Genomic DNA, 19,304 nt, shown 5'->3' with positions numbered 1-19,304 from the left:
GGGTGTCCGGCGACGGACACCCCTCTTCCTGTGTATTACGAATAATTTACCAGAAGAGGGAGAACTTAACGATACCGATTTCTGATTTTCCACGTCATACCTAAGTTGGAGATTTCTATGTCTGGGAAAAAGCAGATCACTTCCCTGCAATTGTATATGATTTTGATGATGTCGATTGGAATTTCGAATCATGTGCTGCTCATCCCTGTATTGCTTCACTATGGCAAGAGGGATTCTTGGTTTGGTGCCGTACTTGCCATAATGCCAATGCTGATCTGGGCTTGTCTGATTTATTTCATCGTTAGACGATCTAAGCAGGAAGAGTTAATGGGCTGGATTCAAATGAGATTAGGGAAATGGGTTATGCACGCGATGCAAGGTCTTGTTGCGCTAATCTGCTTGGTCCACGCTGTTGTCACGATCAGGGACGTCACAATGTGGACGCACGTTACGTATCTGCCAAGAACGCCCCTATTTTTTATTACAGGGGTGTTTGTGATATTTTGTTTTTTTGCCGCCAGAGAAGGGATTAAGGCGATTGCCATTTCCTCAGGTCTCCTATTGCCAGCCGTTATTGCGCTTGGTTACTTCGTAATGGGAGCCAACTTTCAATACAAGGATTACACCATGCTCACACCGCTTTTCACTCACGGATATGGACCTACATTCATCTCCGTCTTACTTACCTGCAGTGCTTCCTTCGAAATCATGAGTATTCTCGTGATGCAGCATCATGTGCGAACGCGCATTCGTTTGCGAGGGCTGCTCATTCTGACCGTGTGTATCATTGGTCTTACGATCGGCCCCTTAACTGGAGCTATCGCGATATTTGGTCCATTCGAGTCAGCGGACTTACGATATCCAGCCTTTGAGCAATGGCGGATGGTGACGCTTGGGAAATATATTTCCCACCTAGATTTCTTATCTATTTTCCAATGGATTTCAGGTTCAAGCATGCGAACTTCTATCTTGTTGTTTATCAGTGTCGATGTCCTGAAGATTCAGAAGAAATCAACGCGGTCGCACGTCCTGATCTGGATCTGCCTTGGTATTTTCGCATTATGTCTATATCCCGTTTCGGATAACCAGATGGTGAAGTGGCTGCAAAACGACTACTACACGTACATGTTCGCAGCAGGCATTGTACTAACGTTGTTCTTACTGATTGTTGCCATGCTGCCTATCAGGGGAAAGGAGACGAAGGCCTAAGTGAATGAGCATGATTTCCGCGAATGGTTCGCACTCTCTGAAGATGTTGTACTAAAAACGTACCCTGTGACGCAGGGGAGCGTAGTTGAACGTGTGACGATGCTCTATTGTGAGGGCATGGTCCGAACGGATCTCATTGACGGTCTCGTGCTCCCTAAGCTTCAGACTTTCATTGAAAGCAACTACTATCGCAATCAAGAGGGTCTTGATTTGAGCTTGCTGCTGCAATTAAGACAACTCACAGGTCGGCAGGTCATTGAAGATATGAAGCTATCGGTCTATGGGGGACAGCTCATCCTTTTTTTCGAAAGGACACAGCAAATCTATACGTTGGATATAGCATCACCTCCGAATCGTTCGCCCGAAGAATCAAGTACGGAAACTTCGATTAAAGGACCTCGTGACGGCTTCACGGAAGATGCCGTCACGAATATCGCCTTAGTTCGCAAACGATTGGCGACGCCTAGTTTATGCTGTGAGAAGATTTCATTGGGACGAAGAAGCAACACGACGGTCGCTTTACTATATCTTGGAGATGTGTTGAATGAGTCGATCTTGCAAGAAGCAAGGGATCGTTTGCAATCGGTGGATGTCGACGCTGTAATCAGCAGCGTTCAACTTGAAGAAGTGTTGTCGGGAAGAAAATATGCCCTATTTCCGCTGCTAAATTACACGGGGCGGCCAGACTTTGTCGCGGATAGCTTGCTGCGAGGCCGATTCGCCATCATCGTGGATGGATCACCGATGGTGCTGCTAGCGCCTGCCAACTTGACCTATATTTTAAACTCACCAGAAGATATCCATAATCCCTATTATTACGTCACGTTTGAGCGTTTACTGCGATTGATTGGCCTGCTCGTTTCGGTCTTATTGCCAGGCCTCTGGATCTCGGTGTCCAGCTTTAATTTGGACCAAATTCCGTATCAACTCGTTGCCACGATCTCCTCGTCACGGCTAGGATTACCACTATCAGGCCCGATGGATTTTATCATCATGCTGGTGTTATTTGAGCTGTTTCGAGAAGCTGGCGCCAGGTTGCCCAAAGTCGTTGGTCAAACAGTCACGGTAGTCGGCGGTCTGATTGTGGGAGATGCGGCCATTCGTTCGGGTATTACAAGCCCAACAACCTTGGTCGTGACTTCCTTGTCTACAATCTCCATGTATACCCTCGTGAATCAATCTCTCGCGGGATCGATTACGATTCTGCGAATCGTGATCCTTTTATTTTCCACGATGTTTGGTATTTATGGTTTCATGATTTCTCTGATGGGACTTGTGCTGTTCATGTCGACGCTTGAGTCGTTCGGCGTGCCGTATCTCTCCCCGCTTTCGCCTCCTCAATTGGGAGAAATATGGACTTCTCTTGTGGCCAAGCCGTGGAAGAAGCTTTCGCGAAGGCCCCATGATCTTAGCCCGAAGGATGATACCCGACAAGGCGGTGAACGTGGCTAATGAGAAATATTTTAGTCAAGTGTGTAATAGGGATCTTCTTACTAGGCAGTCTGACGGGTTGTTGGGATATGAAAACGATTCAAGATACGAATTACATGACAGCCGTCGGCTTCGATTATAAAGATGGGAAGTTTATCGTCTATGGGCAAATGCTGGATTTCGCAAGCGTGGCGAAGCAAGAGGGAGGTCAATCTACACAGCCGCCGTTAATCTGGGTAGGTAAAGAAGAAGGTGCAACACCTAGCGAAGCGTTTAATAAGCTCTATAAGACGTCGCAGCAGCGCGTTTTCTGGGGACACATCGGTGCTTATTTATTTACCAAACGAGCGTTAGGTCAAGGGATTGGCAAGTATACTGACGGTTCGATCCGTTACAGCGAAACGAGATTTACCCAATGGGTGTATAGTACAGACCAGCCGATTGAGTCGGTGTTCTCGATCGTCCCGTTTTTTAACGTCTCACCGATGAGCTCTATCTTGATGCAACCCACCGATAATTATCGGCAAAGTTCTTATATTGTTCCACGCCGTTTATTCGGTGTGGTCTCTCATATTAGAGAGCCTGGTCAGATGATTATGCTGCCTTCCTTGGACATCGTGAAAGATGTATGGTTGAAAAATGAAAAGCCAGACCCCAAATTAATGGTGAACGGGGCTTATACGCTCAATTTGCACCACCAGTTGGAATGGTTTTCTTTGACCGAGTTACTTGGTTTAAGATGGTTGAATGAGCATACAAAGCGTACACCTTTGTTGATCTATAAAGAGGGCAAGCCTATTCAAAATGTCCTTATTAAACCAAAGTCACACATCAAGGTACGCGTGGATGGCGACCTGCCTGTATTTGATCTCGAGATTGCAGCCGCCACGGCCGTTGCGGAAGTGTTTGAGTTGGTGGATGAGGATACGTTGGAACAGTTAGTTTCCAAAGAAGTTACCGAGGAAGTGGAACGGACCTTTCAACACGGTCAAAATCGAGGAGCCGATGTATACGGACTGGAGCATGTCTTGTATCGACAGAATTCAGCCGCTTGGGGCAAACTGACGAACTACGGTACCAATCCGTTGACCGACTACAAGCTCGGGAACATCATCGTGAAAGTGAAGATTACGAATACGGGTATGCTCAAGATGAAGGAAAAAAATCAACAATATTAACGCATTAAGCTCTCTTTCAGGCGATTCTTCGTCTTGAAGGGAGCTTTTTTCATGGACCGTCTATATATTTGCTCTCCCAGTTTAGAAAAATTTAAGAATTGTTTTAGGCGGTGTTAATAGCTGGTTTAGTGGCAATTAAGTGCCGAGGGCTAAGATAGGTCTATGGAAGCGCGAGCAGCGCAGCCAAATGGATCTGGAATGTGGAGGCTAGTTGAAAATGAATAAAAAATTGGCGATGTTGGGTGTAGGTGTAGCGGTGGGCAGCATGATGCTAGTTACTTCTGTGTATGCAGGTGTGGGCGATGCGCCCGGATATGAAACGTTCAAATCAGCCGTGAAACAAACAGCAGCCGTGAAAAATGTCACGCGTCAAGTGAATGTATCTGTACAAGACAACGGAGCATCCTTGCTGCAGGTTAATACAACAATTAAGAACTCAGGAGAGGAACATGCAGGCAGCGCGGAATTGAAGGTTGTCAGCGGTACAGATGTGCAAACGATTCAGTTCTACAGTCAAGATGGCAAACAGATTGTCAAAACAGCGAATTCAGACGTCTACAAAATTTTGCAAACCAAGGAATCCCGCGCGAAGTTCAAAAAGCATGATATGAGCGAGGGGGGCGCCAACCCGCAAATCGCTAGCGAAGTGGAGCATGTGGTCGACGCTTTGGTAGGTAATCTGAAGAACAATATCACGATGGTCGATGCCCCTGGGGATGGAAAGGAAATTCATTTCAAGCTCTCTGGCAGTCAAATCCCGCCTGTCGTGAAAACGGTCGGATCCCTTGTCTTGAAGCACGGTGCAGCGAATGGAAAAATCCAACAGCCGGCAGCTAATCCTGCAAGTGCGCTTGGCATCGACCTGAACACGCTTCGTAACAGCTTCCCGCAGCTCGCTTCCGACATCTCCCTGGATGAAGTTGAAGTGAACGCGAACGTAGATGGGGATCAGCATATTACGAGCCAAATGGCGCAAATCCACGTTTCGGGCAAAGATACCCAAGGTGTGGAGCATGACATCGTTCTTCGCGTAGGAATGACCCTGTCGAGCTTGAATGCGACGACGCCAGATACGATTGATTTAAACGGCAAGCAAGTAGAGACGGTAAACCTTGAGGAGCTGTCTAAGCAAAAAGGTTGGGGCGGTAAGCATGAATGAACCCTGTCGTTGAAATCAATCATGTGACCAAAATATTTCCGAACCTTCGCGGTATCCACGACGTGAGTATGAAGGTGCAGCGCGGTGATATTTACGGCTTCTTCGGGCCGAATGGCGCGGGCAAAACAACGGTCATGAAAATCATGACCGGCTTAGCTCGCGCCCAGCAAGGCGAGGTGAAGCTATTCGGCTTCGATGTCAGCACCCAGCACGAGCAGGCGATGGCGAAGGTGGGTGCCTTGATTGAGACTGCAGAAGCCTACACCTATATGAGTGGGCGCCGAAATCTCGAGCTCGCCGCTCGCCTCTATCCAGGCGTAGGGAAGGAGCGGGTCGACGAGGTGATCGAGCTCGTAGGATTGACCCCTTTTCAGCATGAGAAAGTGGCGCGGTACTCCCTGGGGATGAAACAGCGACTCGGGCTGGCCGCGGCGATTCTGTCAAAGCCCGAGCTGCTCATTCTCGATGAGCCAACGAACGGGCTGGATATCGAAGGCATGGTGCACATTCGCGAAATTATTCTGAAGCTGGCGCGCGAGGAGCGCATTACGTTCTTCATCTCGAGCCATCTCATTCATGAAATGGAGTTGATGTGCAACCGCTTGGGCATCATCCATCACGGAAAGCTCATTCGGGAGGGGCGCATCACCGATATTATGGCTGGCAGTCCATCCTTGGAAGCCGCCTACTTGCGTGAAATTCAAGGAAACAGGGGGCTGGCCGCACATGCTTAACACGTCGAACCTGCTTATGGCTAACGTTTGGAACGAGCTGCTTAAAATGACGATGAAAAAAAAGACGATTTTCTTCCTCGCCGTAACGCTGCTCTTACCGCTTCTAGCTGGCATGTTGCTGTCGAAATTCCAGAATGGCATCGGGGTCGGTGCGATCTCGACGGATGATTTCCCAATCATTATGCTCGGCATGTTTACGAGTATTTTCCTGCCCCTGTTCGTGTTCATGGGAGCGGCGGATGTGTTCTCTGGGGAAATGGGCGAGCGTACGATGAAAAATATGCTGCTCAGACCCCTCTCCAGGTTCAAGGTGTTTGCCTCCAAACAGCTGGCGCTCGGTATCTTTATCGCACTTTACCTAGTCGTGGCGTTGATCGCGTCGATTGTGGCGGCTATGTTTTTCGACCATTTCGGCGGCTTGCGCTCCGTGGGCAATTGGTTTCTCGCGTATGGCGCTGCCTTCCTCCCTCTGCTAGTACTTAGCATCGCGGCGGTATGTCTGGCGCAGTTTTTCTCTAGAAGCTCCTCGGCCCTGACGGTGAGCATCCTGCTATATTTGACATTCAAGGTAGCAGCCTTCTTTCTTCCGCAGATCGCGACCTATTCGCCAACAGCCTATACCGACTGGCATACGCTCTGGGTGAGCGGTTCGATGGTAACCGGCAAGATCGCATCGATCTTTATGTTTTTGAGTGCGTGCAGTATACTATTTTTTACAGCTGGTTATTATTTGTTTGATAAAAAGGAGCTCTAAACCGATGTCCATCCGTGTACGGCTAGTCTTGTCCTATATTGCCATGCTGCTTGTTCCGCTTGTGCTTTTTGGGCTGGCTGTCATACTCATTACCATTGCGACGTTGGGAAGCTTGAAATCGGGGTTTGATGTGGATTTCTCCCATGGCAACCCGATCAAACGCGTGATCGACCAGGAAGCCGAGAATGTCGCTTATATGAAGGCCAGAACAGAGACCGATCCAGATGCTTTTCTGGATGAAGCCTTTGTGAAGGATTTGAATGAGCGATTCCATAAAATCAACATGGGTGTCATTGTTCGTAGGGATCACGCGATTACGTATGTTTCATCCTATTTGAAAGAAGGGGAGGCGGGGGATACCTCGAAGCTCCCCGTTTATGGGACACCAACGGGTAAATACCAACGGAATCAAGGCTCCGTATGGATTACGCGCCAGCAGGACTTTACATTTTCAGATGGGAGCAAAGGGACTGCCTTTGTGTTCCTGGATGGCGGTCCATTCCAGAAATATTTATATCGATTCTCCAAAACCGTGATGTGGACCCTTCTGCTGATCCTCATCGGAACCAATGGCGTGCTGACGTATTTCGTATCGCGCAGCATCATTCGGCCATTACGGGGGCTGAAGCGGGCAGCCGAACAGATTAAGGAGGGCAACCTCGACTTCGAGATTAAGCCGCATCGCAATGACGAGCTCGGCGAGCTCAGTGTCGCATTTGAAGAAATGCGCCGCAAGCTCAAGCAATCGGTTGACCTTCAGCTCCAGTATGAAGAGAATCGCAAAGAGCTCATGTCGAATATTTCCCATGATTTGAAAACACCCGTTACCGCCATCAAAGGCTATGTGGAAGGCATTATGGATGGGGTCACGAATTCACCAGATAAATTGGATAAATACATTCGGACGATTTACAACAAAGCGGTCGATATGGACCGTATGATTGATGAACTCTTCCTATTTTCCAAGCTCGATTTGGGCAAAGTCCCGTTTCAGTTTGAAACCGTCGAAATTGGGGACTACGTACAGGATTGCGCGCAAGAGCTGCAGTTGGATATGGAGAAAAAAGGGGTACAGTTCACACTTGCCGATCTCCCACAGGAGCCTGTGTTCGTAACGGCTGACCGTGACAAATTGAGACGCGTCCTCTTGAATATTATCGACAATGCGATGAAATACAGCGAGGCAGGACATTGCCAGATTAATCTTAGCGTCCTTGAACAGGGCGGCTTTGCTGTCATTCAGATTCAAGACAATGGGCAGGGCATATCGGAAGAAGCGCTTCCTCATATTTTCGATCGCTTCTATCGAGCGGATCCCTCTAGGAACACCACCACTGGGGGGAGTGGGCTCGGGCTTGCGATTGCCAAACAAATTATAGAAGAGCATGGCGGGCAGATTGGTGCCAGAAGCCAGTTAGGCGAAGGAACCACGGTGTATGTAGCCTTACCAGTGCTTAGGGGGGAGGAAAGCGAAGCGTGAGTCGGATTTTGATCGTGGAAGATGAGATGAGTATTGCCGAGCTGGAACGGGACTACTTGGAAATTAGCGGCTACGAGGTCGATATCGAAAACAGCGGGGATCGCGGCTTGGAGCGGGCGTTAGCGCACAATTACGATCTGATCATCCTGGATCTCATGCTGCCGAACATGGATGGTTTCGAAATTTGCCGGCGCATTCGCAGTGAGAAGGATATTCCGATCGTCATGGTGTCTGCGAAAAAGGAAGACATCGATAAGATTCGCGGCCTTGGCCTCGGCGCCGATGATTATATGATTAAGCCTTTCAGCCCCAGTGAGCTGGTGGCGCGTGTGAAAGCCCATCTAACCCGCTATGAACGGTTGATGGGGCGGCGGGAGTCGAAGAACGACGAGGTTCGCATTCGAGGATTGATGATCGATAAAACGGCACGGCGAGTGTTCGTGAATGATAAAGAGGTCGTATTCACGACCAAAGAATTCGATTTGCTCACCCATCTGGCGATGAATCCCAATCGGGTGTACAGCAAGGAGCAATTGTTCGATGGGATCTGGGGCATGGATGCCATGGGGGAGATTGCGACAGTGACCGTACACATCCGCAAGCTGCGGGAGAAAATCGAGCAGGATCCGTCGAATCCGCAATACATCGAGACGATTTGGGGAGCGGGTTATCGGTTTCGTATATAGTAGAGAGGCTTGGGAGGGCGAGATTATGCCTCCTGAGCTTTTTTGATTTCGGGATGCTCCTCCCGAAATAGCGGTCTCAGTACCTCGCGTATAAACCGATGGTTATTTACAACCTTGAATTGTTAAGCTAATGTAAAGGTACCTTTACTAGAGGAGTCAATCACCATGGAATTTACAGTCGATGTACACATTTTAATGAAATTAGGAATTTCAGCTATTTTTGGACTAATTATCGGCTTGGAAAGAGAAATCAGAAACAAACCGCTCGGCCTGAAAACCTCGCTAGTCATCTGCTTGAGCAGCTGCTTATTGACGATCGTATCGATCGAATCCGCCAATAAATACGCAGTCGCTGGGCTGCATGTGATGGATCCTATGAGGCTGGCTGCCCAAGTGGTGAGCGGAATCGGCTTTCTCGGTGCAGGCGCCATTCTGCGTAAACACAATGATGTCATCATCGGGTTAACGACGGCAGCGATGATCTGGGGCGCAGCAGGCCTCGGGATCGCGGTCGGAGCTGGCTTCATTGTGGAAGCTTTCTTCGGTCTATTGCTCATCCTCGTCAGCGTTATTGGTTTGCCTTTTGTCATTAAGAAAATGGGACCGAGACCGCTCATCATGAAGGATTTGCGCGTTCGGCTCGTCGTGTCGCATGACGGGAATCTCACGAGCATCATTAAGGCGATCATCGCCAAAGGCTACAAAATGAAAAGCGTCCATATCAAAGAGCTGAACCAAGAGCAGCAGGAACTGAATTTCATTGTCTTCATCGATCGCAAGTATGCGTCTGAGGTCTATGACGACTTGAAGAGCATGACGTATATCGAGATCGCGGAAGTGGAGACGTTGTAGGAACCAGAGGGACTCCGAGCAAAACCTTTGGCTTCACCAAACCCAAATGTGCTCGGTAACTCTCACCGTGAAGCGGAACGTGGGTACGCTATTCGTGCGAAAATAGCTGAATTGGCTAAGTGGCGGAACGTGATTCCGCTATTTGGACCCAATCAGCTGTGAATTGCTGCAAATCAGCAAAATAGCGCACTGACGTTCCGTCAAAGCCCAAAATCGGCTGATTTCAAGCCAATAACGCACCTACGTTCCGCCTGGCAGACGAATGACCGCCGAACAGAAAACTCCCGTTTTGCGCCCAGCCAAAATTCAGATCATCCAACTCTTCGTAGAAATCTTCGAATTCGTCAGGCAAGTCGCCGTCTCCCCATGTATAGGCCTCGAGCAGAATCATGCACTGCAAATGGGTTAAGCCATGACCACTTTGAGTTCATTCAAGAGGTATTAACTTCCATCACACTAGTTGATAATGATTATCGTTTTTAACATTTAATGGTCAATTAGATCTCCACAAGTAACGAATTCACGGTGTGATCATGGTACAATAGGGATACGAACGAATGCGAGTATCACTTGAAAAAAGGGGAGCTGCGCTATGGAGAATGTTCATCAGCATTTGAAAAACCTGGGCTTCACAGATTTGGAAGCCAAATGTCTGCTCGAGCTTGCGGTCAACGGTACACAAACTGGCTATGAAATCGCCAAGGGTCTCGGCGTTTCACGCTCCAATGTGTACGCCGCGCTGCAAAAGCTCGCGGACAAAGGCGCTGTGCTCACCAGCCACGGCGAGCCGACGGTGTATCAAAGTGTGCCGATTGAGGAGATCGGCGAGCGGATGGAAGCGGAGCTGCATGCCTCGGTCCGCTACGTGAGCGAGCATTTGCCGAAGGGCGATGCGCAGCGGTTGGATTATTTTAGCTTGATTGGCGACGCCAAGGTGCTGGATCGGATTCGCACCGAGCTGCGCAAAGCGAAGGAGGAAGTGCTCTGCGACCTCGCGCCAGAAGAAGCGAAGCTGCTGAAGGAAGAGCTGAAGCAAGCGCCATCCCATGGCGTACGGGTCGTAGCTGCGCCGACAAGTGATTCGGGGCTGGCGCAAGCCTTTTCCCCTTTTCCAAAGCGGCGGGGTGAAAGTGCAAAAGAACTCTCTCAGCGTAAATTTACACTGCTCATCGACCGGAAATTAGCGATCGTCGGCACCCGTGGCGGGGGTGAGTCGACCCTTGCGATGTTGACGGAGCAGACGGCGATGGTGGAGCTGCTGTATCATCAGTTTTGCAGTGCTATCGTGTTCCATGAACTGGGGCAGGATATGGGTGCGAAGCTGGAGGATAAGTATGGGAAGTATTTTAAGAAAATGATTCAGAAGTACATAGAGCCCAAACGAGCGGAGGAAGTGAAAATCCCCGTTACGAAGCTGATTGTGGAACCCGAAGTAGCGGATGAGTTGGGAAGGTTGGAGGTTGCCGCTGATCCGAGGCTGAGCGATGAGAGCAGCGATGAGCTGACCACGGGCAGTAAGCGGAATGAGCTACTTGCCAGCGAGGGTAAGCTAGGTGAGGGCAAGTCGACAGGAAAGAGGAAAAAGAAGAAATGATAAAGCGAGACGAAGCTAATCTGGATAAAGAACAAATCCTTCACGCAGCGGAAGCGCTCGTGAAGGAGAAGCTGGAGCGCGATAGCAGCGGCCACGATTGGTGGCACATCTATCGCGTCGTGCAGACGACGAAGCGGATCGCCGCCCAAGAAGGCGCCGATGCCTTCGTCTGCGAGCTTGCGGCGCTGCTTCACGACGTTGTCGACGAGAAGCTGAACGCCGATCCAGCGGCGGCGCAGCGCGAGCTGGAAGCTTGGCTCGCCGCCAGCGGCACGCCGGCGGCGCAGATCGCACACGTGCTGGAGATCATCAGCACGATGTCGTTCAAGGGCGGCGCGCGACCGCCCATGCGCACGCTGGAAGGCCAGGTCGTGCAGGATGCCGACCGGTTGGATGCGATTGGCGCGGTGGGCATCTCGCGCGTGTTTGCTTATTCGGGCTGGAAGGGCCGCCCGATTCATGATTCTGCCGTCACCGTGCGCGAGCACATGACGGAGGCGGAGTATCGCGGGGGGAACGACACCGCGATTAATCACTTTTACGAGAAGCTGCTCAAGCTGAAGGAGCTGATGAACACGGCCTACGCGAGGCAGCTCGCGGAGGAGCGGCATCGCTTCATGGAGCTGTACCTGCAGCAGTTTTATGCGGAGTGGGAAGGCGAGCGATAGCACAGGGGATAGCGCTGCCGGGAGGCGGCGCTTTTTCTTTTTCCACTTAGTGGGGAGTGTCATGTTGTACGTAGTGCATCATTTTTGCGTCAAGATGGCTGATTAGTGCCTCTAGACGTTCAGACACACTTCTACGTTTTTTTCCAAAATGTGATAAACTAATAAGCATGAATCATTACCACACGCAGAAAGAGATGTTATGACGATGAAAAGAGAAGCAAAGTATATAGCCACGGTATCCTTAGGTGTCATGGGTGCGGGGTTCCTCGCGACGCTGCCAACAGCGGTTTCCTCACAAGTATGGGGAAGCTTCCTGCAAGGAGGGTTTGAAGCAGGCGTTGTCGGCGGCTTGGCCGACTGGTTCGCGGTGAGTGCGTTATTCCGACATCCGCTCGGTATTCCGATTCCGCACACGGCCTTGCTGCCGAACAATCGGGAGAAAATCACGAAGGCACTCGTTAACACGGTGCAAAATGAATTGCTCTCTAAGGAGACGATCCGTGCGCGCCTCGAAAAAATCCACTTCCTAGAGCGCGGCCTGGAGCTCGCGGATAAGCAACTGGACAATGCGTCCTTGCACACTGGACTCACAGCCCTTGCCAAGCATGCACTTGGAGCGATCGACATCGAGAAGCTAACCCCCCTGCTCGCAGAGGAGATACACAAAGCCATTCAAGACGTCGACACCAGCCGCCTCGTTCGAACGCTGATCGATAGCATCACCGATAACGATTATGATGGCAAAACGCTAGATTTTGTCCTCGATAAAGCGGCCGCTTGGGTCATCAAAGCCGACACTCGCGACCAATTGGGTGCGATGGCGATTAAGGCATTTGAAGGTTTGGCGTCCAATGGGTTCATGGCTTTTGCCGTGAACGCGTTCATGGGCATGGTCAACGAAGAAAAGCTCGGCGGCATCATCCAGAATTTCGTGCTGTCGTACATTGATCAGTTGCGCATGAATCACCATCCGCGTCGTCAAGCGGTCCTTACGTTCATTCGTAATGAGCTGCACAAATTGGATCGCAACCCGCAGCTTCTAGCAGAGCTGGAAAAGTTCAAAACGAAGCTTCCAGAGCTGTTCGACCTGGATGCAAAGCTGACTCATATGCTCACGAAGCTGAAAGAGAGAGGGGAAGCTTTCATTGATCAGCCTGAATTTGTCCCTGTTCATGTCGTGCCGATACTTCGCAACATGCTGCTCTCTATCCGCGAGAACCAAGACATGCTGCATCGCGGCGAAGACTGGATTCAAGAGCAAATCGCCTCCTACTTAGAACAAAATCACAGTAAAATCGGGCAACTCGTCAAAGAGAACCTGGATAAGCTGGATAATGCGAAGCTGACGGAATTGATGGAAGAGAAGGTCGGCAGTGATTTACAATGGATTCGGGTGAACGGAGCAATCTGCGGATTCATCATTGGCTTAGGCCTGGCAGGCTTGAAAATGCTATTCTAGTCGTTTGACCTGGGACACGACAACGTGGGGGATGAGAGACCTTGATCGAGATAAAAGGAGTCAGTAAAACGTTTGTTCAACGCATCGGCGGCAACTACAAGGCGCTTGATGATATTACTTTAACGATAAATAAAGGGGAGTTCGTCTCCCTGCTCGGCCCTTCCGGCTGCGGAAAATCGACAGTTCTGAACCTCGTGGCGGGCTTCGATACCCAATCCCAAGGCACCATTCAGGTGAATGGGAAAAAAGTAACAGGCGCCGGCGCCGACCGCGTCGTCGTGTTTCAGGAGCACGGCCTGTTCCCTTGGCTGACGGTGCTCGATAATGTCGCCTTCGGCCTGAAGCAGAAGGGGATCGCCAAAAAAGAGCGCCATGAGATGGCGATGGAGCAGATCAAAGCGGTGCATCTCAGCCGCTTCGCAGATCGCTATCCGCATGAGCTGTCAGGCGGGATGAAGCAGCGGGCAGCGATTGCTCGTGCTTTGGCGATGGATCCGGAGATTTTACTCATGGACGAGCCATTCGCCGCATTAGACGAGCAAACACGCCTTATTTTACATAAAGAACTGGAAGAAATCTGGATGCGTACACGCAAAACCATCCTCTTCATCACCCACAATATTCGCGAAGCGGTCATCCTGTCGGATCGAGTTCTAGTCATGTCCACACGTCCGGGCACGATCAAGAAGGAGTTTAGTGTGAAAGCAGCAAGACCCCGCGATAGCGCAGATTCCTTGCTTCATCATATGGAGGCGCTCATTATGGACGCCCTGGCGGATGAGCTGGAGAAAGTTGTGAGAGAGGAGACTGGCGATGAGTACAGCATTAAGAAGAACGATTTTTCTGGTACTGCTTGGGATAGCTTGGGAGGCGGGATATAGAATTTTCGGCTGGGGGTGGAAATTCCCATCTGTTTCGCAGACACTGCAAGCTTTCTATGACGGCATTGTGCACGGGGAGCTGCTGCAAGCAACGGGAGCGAGTATGATGCGATTGCTGCTCTCCTTCGCTTTGTCGCTCGCGATCGGCACGACGTTAGGCTTTCTCTTTGCGCGTTATCGCTTTCTGGACGATACGATCGGCTTCCTCGTCGTGTCCTTGCAGACGATTCCGAGTATCGCTTGGTTGCCTTTTGCCATTATCTGGTTCGGTCTTAACGAAACCTCGGTTATTTTCATTACAACGCTTGGCGCTACATGGACGATGGCTCTAGCAAGCCGCACGGGCATCAAAAATATCCCGCCGATTTATTTGCGCGCTGCGCAGACCATGGGCACGGGCAATGGGTTCAATTTGTTCCTTCAAGTGATGATTCCTGCTGCATTTCCGCATCTCATCAACGGAGTGCGTACCGCTTGGGCGTTCGCATGGCGTGCCCTTGTTGCGGGTGAGTTGATCGCAAAAGGCGCAGGGCTAGGCCAGCTTCTCCAAGACGGACGGAACCTCGGCGACACCTCGCTGATGCTGTGTATCGTGATTATTATCGCCGTGCTCGGCACGGTGTCAGACCATTTCTGCTTCAAAAAACTAGAAGATAAAGTGCTAGAGCGCTACGGCCTCGCTGGCTCCAAATCGTAGAGGAGTGAGGGGCATGAGGTTAGGCAAACGCATAGCTGTTCTACTACTGCTTGTCTTCGCGATGACACTACTGAGCGCCTGTGAGGAGAAGTTGACCGCATCGGGTAAGCCGCAGGTGGTCAGGGTCGGTGTTTTTAAAAATGTCACCCACGCCGCCGCATACATCGCGCTGGAGAAAGGGTATTTTGCCCGTGAATGGGGCGACGACGTGAAGATCGAGGTCACCCCATTTGACAATGGGTCTGATCTATCTATCGCGATGGCGACAGGCGACATCGACGTTGGCTTCGTAGGTCCGGGACCTGCGACCACTTTTTTCCTGAAAAGCGGTAATTTCCGCGTCGTGTCTGGCTCAAATAACGGTGGTGCCGTGCTGGTCGCAAGATCGGATGCTGGGATCAAGTCCGTGACCGATTTAAAAGATAAAACGATCGCCGTTCCCGCCAAAGGGAACACGAATGAAATCTCGCTGCGCCTGCTGCTGCAGCAAGCAGGCATCAGTCTCGGGCGTGATGCCGAGAACGCGCATCTCATCGTGCGGTCCCCCGCAGATACGCTGATTTCGTTCCGTCAGAAGGAAGTCGATGCAGCGCTCGTACCTGAGCCGTGGGGTACGCAGATCGAGAAGGCGGGAGTCGGTAAGGTCGTAGCCGATTGGAAGGACATACCGCCGAACCATGGCGACTATCCAACGGTGATTATGGTGGCGAGCGACAAGTTTATCCAGCGCCATCGAGATATCGTCAAGGGCGCGATTAAAGCGAATATGGACGGGATCGCATTCATTCAGAACAGCCCTGACCAAGCGTACGATCTCATTAACAACCAGTTGAAAAAGTACAGTGGCAAGGGGATGGACAAAAGCCTGATCAAAGCCTCACTTAGCCGTCTGAAGCTGACGACGGACGTGGACGTCAAGGTCATGGAAGAAATGGCGAAAGTATCGATAGGCGCCAGATACATCAAAGGGATTAAGCCCGAAGAGCTGAATCTAAGCTCCTTCGTCGATCTCTCTATGCTCGCCGAGGTGAAATCCGGCAAATAAATGAGAAGAGCTCGCCTCTATCCGATGGGATGGAGACGAGCTCTTTTGCATCTTAAAGCGCCCTAATTACCGCCCGAAGCGGCTTGCTGCTCGTTCTTGTGCTGCTTGTGGGCTTTGGCATCGATGACTTTGCCGTTGCCATTCTTATCCTGCATAGCATTGTTCATGGCGCTGCTGCCTTGGAAAATCCCGCCTTCCTCAATAATGACGGAACGGACATCGATATTACCGATCAGCACCCCGGAGCTGGTTACAATCAGCTTGCCTTTGGTATGAATATTGCCTTTCACTTTACCGGCCACGATCACATCGCGCGCGTGAATGTTGGATTGCACGACTGCATTTTCGCCGATCGTAATGTCGCCTGCGCATTCAATGTCACCATTCCATTGGCCTTCAATACGAAGGCTGGCTTCGGTCATAATTTTGCCCTCACATATCGTACTGGCGCCAATCAGCGTATCCGTCGTTTTCGCATCGATTCGTTTGACTTTAGAGCTTCCGATCATTTGCGTTCATCCTTTCGATCTGTAATGAGATAAGGTTTCGGGTCAATCGGAATACCGCTTTTATGTACTTCATAATGAAGATGGGAGCCCGTGCTGCGTCCAGTGGAACCAACGAGGCCGATCAGCTGACCTTTTGTTACTGATTCTCCGCGTTTCACGGTAATTTTATTCAAATGCATGTACTCGGTTTCAATGCCACGTGAATGATCAACGATAATATGATTGCCGTGTTCCTCATCATAGCCGACCGTAATGACTTTCCCTGCAGCTGTGACATATACGGGATCACCCAATTCACCATCAAGATCATAGCCTGTATGCATCGTCGGTTTGAGCGAAAAAGGATCGATGCGAATGCCGAATCCAGATGTGATGCTGTGTGAAGCGATTGGCCATAGCGTAGGGGTAATTGTCCGCACGTACTCGGTTTCCTTAATTTTTGCTTCCGATTCCGTCAAGTTGCCCAGGAGCACATTAATGTCCGTAACTAGGGAGTTCAGCCCATTCTTGGTTGAACTGACGAGCGCTGACACGTCTTCTGGTTTTACGGGTTGTTCACTTCCGCCTATGTCTCGTTTGGTGCTAGTGGAGAGTGGAGTGCTCGTTCCTTTTTTGCTTGTCCCGTTTGTGGTTTCTGGCTGACTCATGAGCTCGAGCACATGATCCAGCTTCTTAATTTCTTCCAGTTTGGCCTTGAATTCATCGGCCTGTTGAGAGAGCGCAATCAAATCAATTTGCAATTGTTCGAGCTCATCGGATTGATTTGATATTTGCTGGGTCAACTGCTGTTCTTGTCCATCGAAAGCCTGCTGCATGCTCGTTTTCGTTTGTTCAGAATGAATGTTCATGACATAAATGGTCACCAGAAAACCCATCAGGACGAGCACAAGCACACTGGGCACGATGTACAGACTGCTGTGCGGAAGCTTGAATCTTACGGTACGGCGGTTGGCACCCGGAATGATCATGAAGGTGAGTTCTTTTTTACCCCAAATGAATTTCAACCGTCCTCCTCCCCTCCCGTGAGAATGTCCCCCTTCTTGTTTACGATTGTATTCCTCGGTAAAGGGAGTCATGCCTATTTTATTTTGAAAAAATGGGGATGATGGTAAGAGAAATGGTTCAACTTTTTAGCAAATGATCACGTCTATGGGGTAGATACGGTTGAAGAATATAAGGAGGTAATACGATGTTGCGCAAAACAATGATCTTGCTAGCGATGACAAGCCTCGTGTTAGCGGGGTGTAAATCTACAGATCTAACGCGTGGGAATATAACGGTCTCTGAATCACCGCAATCTACGGCTGTGAGCTCACCAGGTCAGTCAACGACCGTACCCACAACGCCTGCAGCGAGCGCTACAAGCAGTCCAGTTGGGCGGGGAAATGACGCCGTCATGACCAATGTGACCGCATTGCGACTGGCAGATGCGAAGCAGGGATGGATTGGGGGCGCAGGCTGGATCGCCCATACCGACAATGGAGGCGCGAAATGGCAGGTGCAATACAAGGGGGCCGGTGAGATTGCGCAGATTTTTGCCTTAAATGATCGCGAAGCATGGGCGAGTGTGAAGGAAACGAGTCAGTTACTGCATACGACGGATCGTGGTGAGCATTGGGCTGCTGTAGGGAAGGTACCGAATCACGCGTTCTTTCACTCCGTCTCGGGGCAAGAGGCGTTTAGCGGAAATGCACAGACGGTGAATGGCGGGACTTCCTGGGTAGAACTTCCTATTCCTACAGGGCTCACTGGGGATGCGTATTTTCATGATAAAAAAAATGGCTGGGGGGCTAGGCAAAAGCAAAACGCTGTTGAGGTGCTCCGGACGCAGGACGGTGGACGCACTTGGCAAACCGTTATGTCGCGCAACTCTGCTGCGACTTTGACGGATGTCGTCATCCGCTCCGCAAGTGCGGATGATGCATGGATCGAGTTAGTCGGCGGATCGGGGATGAGCCAAACGTCGTATTCGTTGTTCCACACGAAGGACGGCGGCAAGACCTGGCAGACCGTACTGGTGAACAGTACGGCTGGCGGAGGCCCAGCCCCTGGCTTACCGATGGGAGAGACCGCAGGGGCGAAAAACAAGGGCTCGAAGCCGGGGCCGCTCTACGTCGTGAATCCCGACGTGGCCTTCATGGGCGGCAGCTGCCCGGCCTGCGACAAACCGAACTCCGTCGGCTGGACGACGGACGGCGGTAAAACCTGGGTGAACGGCACGGAGTCGTTCACTGGTTATGGCGAGCTGCAGCTGGGCATGGCAGACGCGAGCGGGGGCTGGCTCATTACGAATGGTAATGAGCAGCCCAGTGTGATGTACACCACCAGCAACGGTGGTGTGAACTGGACCAAGGTGCATACGTTCGATGCACCATGAAGAGGACACCGCGAGGCGCTTCGCCCGCGGTGTCCTTTGTTTGTGCGGCGGCCGGTGGGACGCCGCACGCCCTCACTTCGGCGTATCCCCGCCACTCCCGCCGCCGCCGTTCCCGTTCGTACCGTTCGTGTTCTTCCCGTTGAAGAACGTCGTGGTGAGATCCCTCAGCTTCTCCATGAACTTGCCGTAACCGTAGCCTGTAAGAAATGCGATGCTGATTCGCGCCGACATCGAGTCTGCGACTTGCAGCAGCATGATCCCGCTCTCGAATAGAATGATCGTGATGATCGCGGAGCCGAAGCAGAGAACCGGCCGCATGAGATACCAATAGATCCACTGTGTGGTCAGCTCTTGGTAATGCTCGTGAAACATGCGAAGCCCATATAGCGCGCCGCCCAGCGCACCGGCGAATCCGAAGCTTGCGTATTCATGATAGAGCGCAAAGTCGACCCCCATCACTTTCTGCTGATACGAGCCGCTTCCGAGCACCGCCATCATCCACAAGCTGCCGACGAACCAGATCACAAGGTAGCTGAAGATCGCTTGTTTACCGAACTTGTGTAGGGGATTCATAAGAAAAACACCGCCTCA

General features: G+C 50.9%; 20 protein-coding genes. 16 read left to right on the top strand and 4 right to left on the bottom strand.

Annotated features, from left to right (window positions below; translation table 11 throughout):
- Window positions 1–117 precede the first annotated feature (117 nt).
- The 9 genes from MJB10_RS23105 (at window position 118) to MJB10_RS23065 (ending at window position 9,483) form a co-directional block, all read left to right on the top strand.
- The gene (locus tag MJB10_RS23105) at window positions 118–1,209 is read left to right on the top strand and encodes a GerAB/ArcD/ProY family transporter (protein ID WP_314799031.1); all 1,092 of its coding nucleotides are present in this window, start codon (window positions 118–120) and stop codon (window positions 1,207–1,209) included.
- Window positions 1,210–2,661, top strand: a complete 1,452-nt coding sequence (locus tag MJB10_RS23100) for a spore germination protein (protein WP_314799028.1) — start codon at window positions 1,210–1,212, stop codon at window positions 2,659–2,661.
- The gene (locus MJB10_RS23095; RefSeq protein WP_314799025.1) at window positions 2,661–3,818 is read left to right on the top strand and encodes a Ger(x)C family spore germination protein; all 1,158 of its coding nucleotides are present in this window, start codon (window positions 2,661–2,663) and stop codon (window positions 3,816–3,818) included. The genes MJB10_RS23100 and MJB10_RS23095 overlap by 1 nt, the downstream gene beginning before the upstream one ends.
- Window positions 3,819–4,035: 217 nt before the next feature.
- Window positions 4,036–4,977, top strand: coding sequence for a hypothetical protein (locus tag MJB10_RS23090; protein ID WP_314799022.1), 942 nt, complete (start codon window positions 4,036–4,038; stop codon window positions 4,975–4,977).
- Window positions 4,974–5,711 carry an ABC transporter ATP-binding protein gene (locus MJB10_RS23085; protein ID WP_314799020.1) on the top strand — a complete coding sequence of 246 codons (738 nt, stop codon included), beginning with the start codon at window positions 4,974–4,976 and terminating at the stop codon, window positions 5,709–5,711. The genes MJB10_RS23090 and MJB10_RS23085 overlap by 4 nt, the downstream gene beginning before the upstream one ends.
- A complete protein-coding gene (locus MJB10_RS23080; RefSeq protein ID WP_314799016.1) occupies window positions 5,704–6,465 on the top strand; it encodes an ABC transporter permease in 762 nt (253 codons plus the stop codon). Before MJB10_RS23085 ends, MJB10_RS23080 begins: the two co-directional genes overlap by 8 nt.
- Before the next feature lie 4 nt (window positions 6,466–6,469).
- Window positions 6,470–7,945, top strand: coding sequence for a sensor histidine kinase (locus MJB10_RS23075; protein WP_314799013.1), 1,476 nt, complete (start codon window positions 6,470–6,472; stop codon window positions 7,943–7,945).
- Entirely contained in the window at window positions 7,942–8,631 is a 690-nt protein-coding gene (locus MJB10_RS23070) for a response regulator transcription factor (RefSeq protein ID WP_314799011.1), read from the top strand. Before MJB10_RS23075 ends, MJB10_RS23070 begins: the two co-directional genes overlap by 4 nt.
- Window positions 8,632–8,796: 165 nt before the next feature.
- A complete protein-coding gene (locus MJB10_RS23065; protein WP_314799008.1) occupies window positions 8,797–9,483 on the top strand; it encodes an MgtC/SapB family protein in 687 nt (228 codons plus the stop codon).
- A gap of 223 nt (window positions 9,484–9,706) precedes the next feature.
- Here MJB10_RS23065 and MJB10_RS26770 read toward each other — a convergent pair whose 3' ends face one another.
- Window positions 9,707–9,874: an NADPH-dependent FMN reductase family protein gene (locus MJB10_RS26770; protein ID WP_397386556.1), complete on the bottom strand. Its 168-nt coding sequence runs from the start codon at window positions 9,872–9,874 to the stop codon at window positions 9,707–9,709.
- 201 nt (window positions 9,875–10,075) lie between these two features.
- Between MJB10_RS26770 and MJB10_RS23055 the strand changes: the two genes are divergently transcribed.
- From MJB10_RS23055 to MJB10_RS23030, 6 genes are all read left to right on the top strand, one after another.
- A complete protein-coding gene (locus MJB10_RS23055; protein WP_314799007.1) occupies window positions 10,076–11,077 on the top strand; it encodes a TrmB family transcriptional regulator in 1,002 nt (333 codons plus the stop codon).
- A complete protein-coding gene (locus MJB10_RS23050) occupies window positions 11,074–11,745 on the top strand; it encodes an HD domain-containing protein (RefSeq protein ID WP_314799004.1) in 672 nt (223 codons plus the stop codon). Before MJB10_RS23055 ends, MJB10_RS23050 begins: the two co-directional genes overlap by 4 nt.
- Window positions 11,746–11,950: 205 nt before the next feature.
- The gene (locus MJB10_RS23045; protein WP_314799002.1) at window positions 11,951–13,204 is read left to right on the top strand and encodes a DUF445 domain-containing protein; all 1,254 of its coding nucleotides are present in this window, start codon (window positions 11,951–11,953) and stop codon (window positions 13,202–13,204) included.
- 41 nt (window positions 13,205–13,245) lie between these two features.
- Entirely contained in the window at window positions 13,246–14,085 is an 840-nt protein-coding gene (locus MJB10_RS23040; protein WP_314799000.1) for an ABC transporter ATP-binding protein, read from the top strand.
- Window positions 14,018–14,782 carry an ABC transporter permease gene (locus tag MJB10_RS23035; RefSeq protein WP_314798997.1) on the top strand — a complete coding sequence of 255 codons (765 nt, stop codon included), beginning with the start codon at window positions 14,018–14,020 and terminating at the stop codon, window positions 14,780–14,782. The genes MJB10_RS23040 and MJB10_RS23035 overlap by 68 nt, the downstream gene beginning before the upstream one ends.
- A 13-nt stretch (window positions 14,783–14,795) precedes the next feature.
- Complete coding sequence (locus MJB10_RS23030; protein WP_314798994.1) at window positions 14,796–15,827, top strand: ABC transporter substrate-binding protein; 1,032 nt, start codon at window positions 14,796–14,798, stop codon at window positions 15,825–15,827.
- A gap of 62 nt (window positions 15,828–15,889) precedes the next feature.
- On the opposite strand, the gene MJB10_RS23025 is transcribed toward MJB10_RS23030, so the two are convergent.
- Both MJB10_RS23025 and MJB10_RS23020 read right to left on the bottom strand, forming a co-directional pair.
- Window positions 15,890–16,336: a bactofilin family protein gene (locus MJB10_RS23025; RefSeq protein WP_314798991.1), complete on the bottom strand. Its 447-nt coding sequence runs from the start codon at window positions 16,334–16,336 to the stop codon at window positions 15,890–15,892.
- A complete protein-coding gene (locus tag MJB10_RS23020; protein ID WP_314798988.1) occupies window positions 16,333–17,340 on the bottom strand; it encodes a M23 family metallopeptidase in 1,008 nt (335 codons plus the stop codon). The genes MJB10_RS23025 and MJB10_RS23020 overlap by 4 nt, the downstream gene beginning before the upstream one ends.
- Before the next feature lie 185 nt (window positions 17,341–17,525).
- Between MJB10_RS23020 and MJB10_RS23015 the strand changes: the two genes are divergently transcribed.
- Window positions 17,526–18,713, top strand: a complete 1,188-nt coding sequence (locus tag MJB10_RS23015) for a WD40/YVTN/BNR-like repeat-containing protein (RefSeq protein WP_314798984.1) — start codon at window positions 17,526–17,528, stop codon at window positions 18,711–18,713.
- 72 nt (window positions 18,714–18,785) lie between these two features.
- Here MJB10_RS23015 and MJB10_RS23010 read toward each other — a convergent pair whose 3' ends face one another.
- The gene (locus MJB10_RS23010; RefSeq protein ID WP_314798979.1) at window positions 18,786–19,286 is read right to left on the bottom strand and encodes a hypothetical protein; all 501 of its coding nucleotides are present in this window, start codon (window positions 19,284–19,286) and stop codon (window positions 18,786–18,788) included.
- Window positions 19,287–19,304: the final 18 nt, after the last annotated feature.

The sequence above is a fragment of the Paenibacillus sp. MBLB1832 genome, from assembly GCF_032271945.1.
GTDB lineage: Bacteria > Bacillota > Bacilli > Paenibacillales > NBRC-103111 > Paenibacillus_E > Paenibacillus_E roseopurpureus.
This window is presented reverse-complemented; position numbering and strand designations above follow the sequence as displayed.

Coding starts and splice junctions, on each gene's coding strand:
- MJB10_RS26770 (WP_397386556.1), bottom strand. CDS start 9,874: ATGATTCTGCTCGAGGCCTATACATGGGGAGACGGCGACTTGCCTGAC.
- MJB10_RS23035 (WP_314798997.1), top strand. CDS start 14,018: ATGAGTACAGCATTAAGAAGAACGATTTTTCTGGTACTGCTTGGGATA.
- MJB10_RS23030 (WP_314798994.1), top strand. CDS start 14,796: ATGAGGTTAGGCAAACGCATAGCTGTTCTACTACTGCTTGTCTTCGCG.
- MJB10_RS23080 (WP_314799016.1), top strand. CDS start 5,704: ATGCTTAACACGTCGAACCTGCTTATGGCTAACGTTTGGAACGAGCTG.
- MJB10_RS23045 (WP_314799002.1), top strand. CDS start 11,951: ATGAAAAGAGAAGCAAAGTATATAGCCACGGTATCCTTAGGTGTCATG.
- MJB10_RS23095 (WP_314799025.1), top strand. CDS start 2,661: ATGAGAAATATTTTAGTCAAGTGTGTAATAGGGATCTTCTTACTAGGC.
- MJB10_RS23055 (WP_314799007.1), top strand. CDS start 10,076: ATGGAGAATGTTCATCAGCATTTGAAAAACCTGGGCTTCACAGATTTG.
- MJB10_RS23075 (WP_314799013.1), top strand. CDS start 6,470: ATGTCCATCCGTGTACGGCTAGTCTTGTCCTATATTGCCATGCTGCTT.
- MJB10_RS23090 (WP_314799022.1), top strand. CDS start 4,036: ATGAATAAAAAATTGGCGATGTTGGGTGTAGGTGTAGCGGTGGGCAGC.
- MJB10_RS23065 (WP_314799008.1), top strand. CDS start 8,797: ATGGAATTTACAGTCGATGTACACATTTTAATGAAATTAGGAATTTCA.
- MJB10_RS23025 (WP_314798991.1), bottom strand. CDS start 16,336: ATGATCGGAAGCTCTAAAGTCAAACGAATCGATGCGAAAACGACGGAT.
- MJB10_RS23010 (WP_314798979.1), bottom strand. CDS start 19,286: ATGAATCCCCTACACAAGTTCGGTAAACAAGCGATCTTCAGCTACCTT.
- MJB10_RS23085 (WP_314799020.1), top strand. CDS start 4,974: ATGAACCCTGTCGTTGAAATCAATCATGTGACCAAAATATTTCCGAAC.
- MJB10_RS23015 (WP_314798984.1), top strand. CDS start 17,526: ATGTTGCGCAAAACAATGATCTTGCTAGCGATGACAAGCCTCGTGTTA.
- MJB10_RS23105 (WP_314799031.1), top strand. CDS start 118: ATGTCTGGGAAAAAGCAGATCACTTCCCTGCAATTGTATATGATTTTG.
- MJB10_RS23050 (WP_314799004.1), top strand. CDS start 11,074: ATGATAAAGCGAGACGAAGCTAATCTGGATAAAGAACAAATCCTTCAC.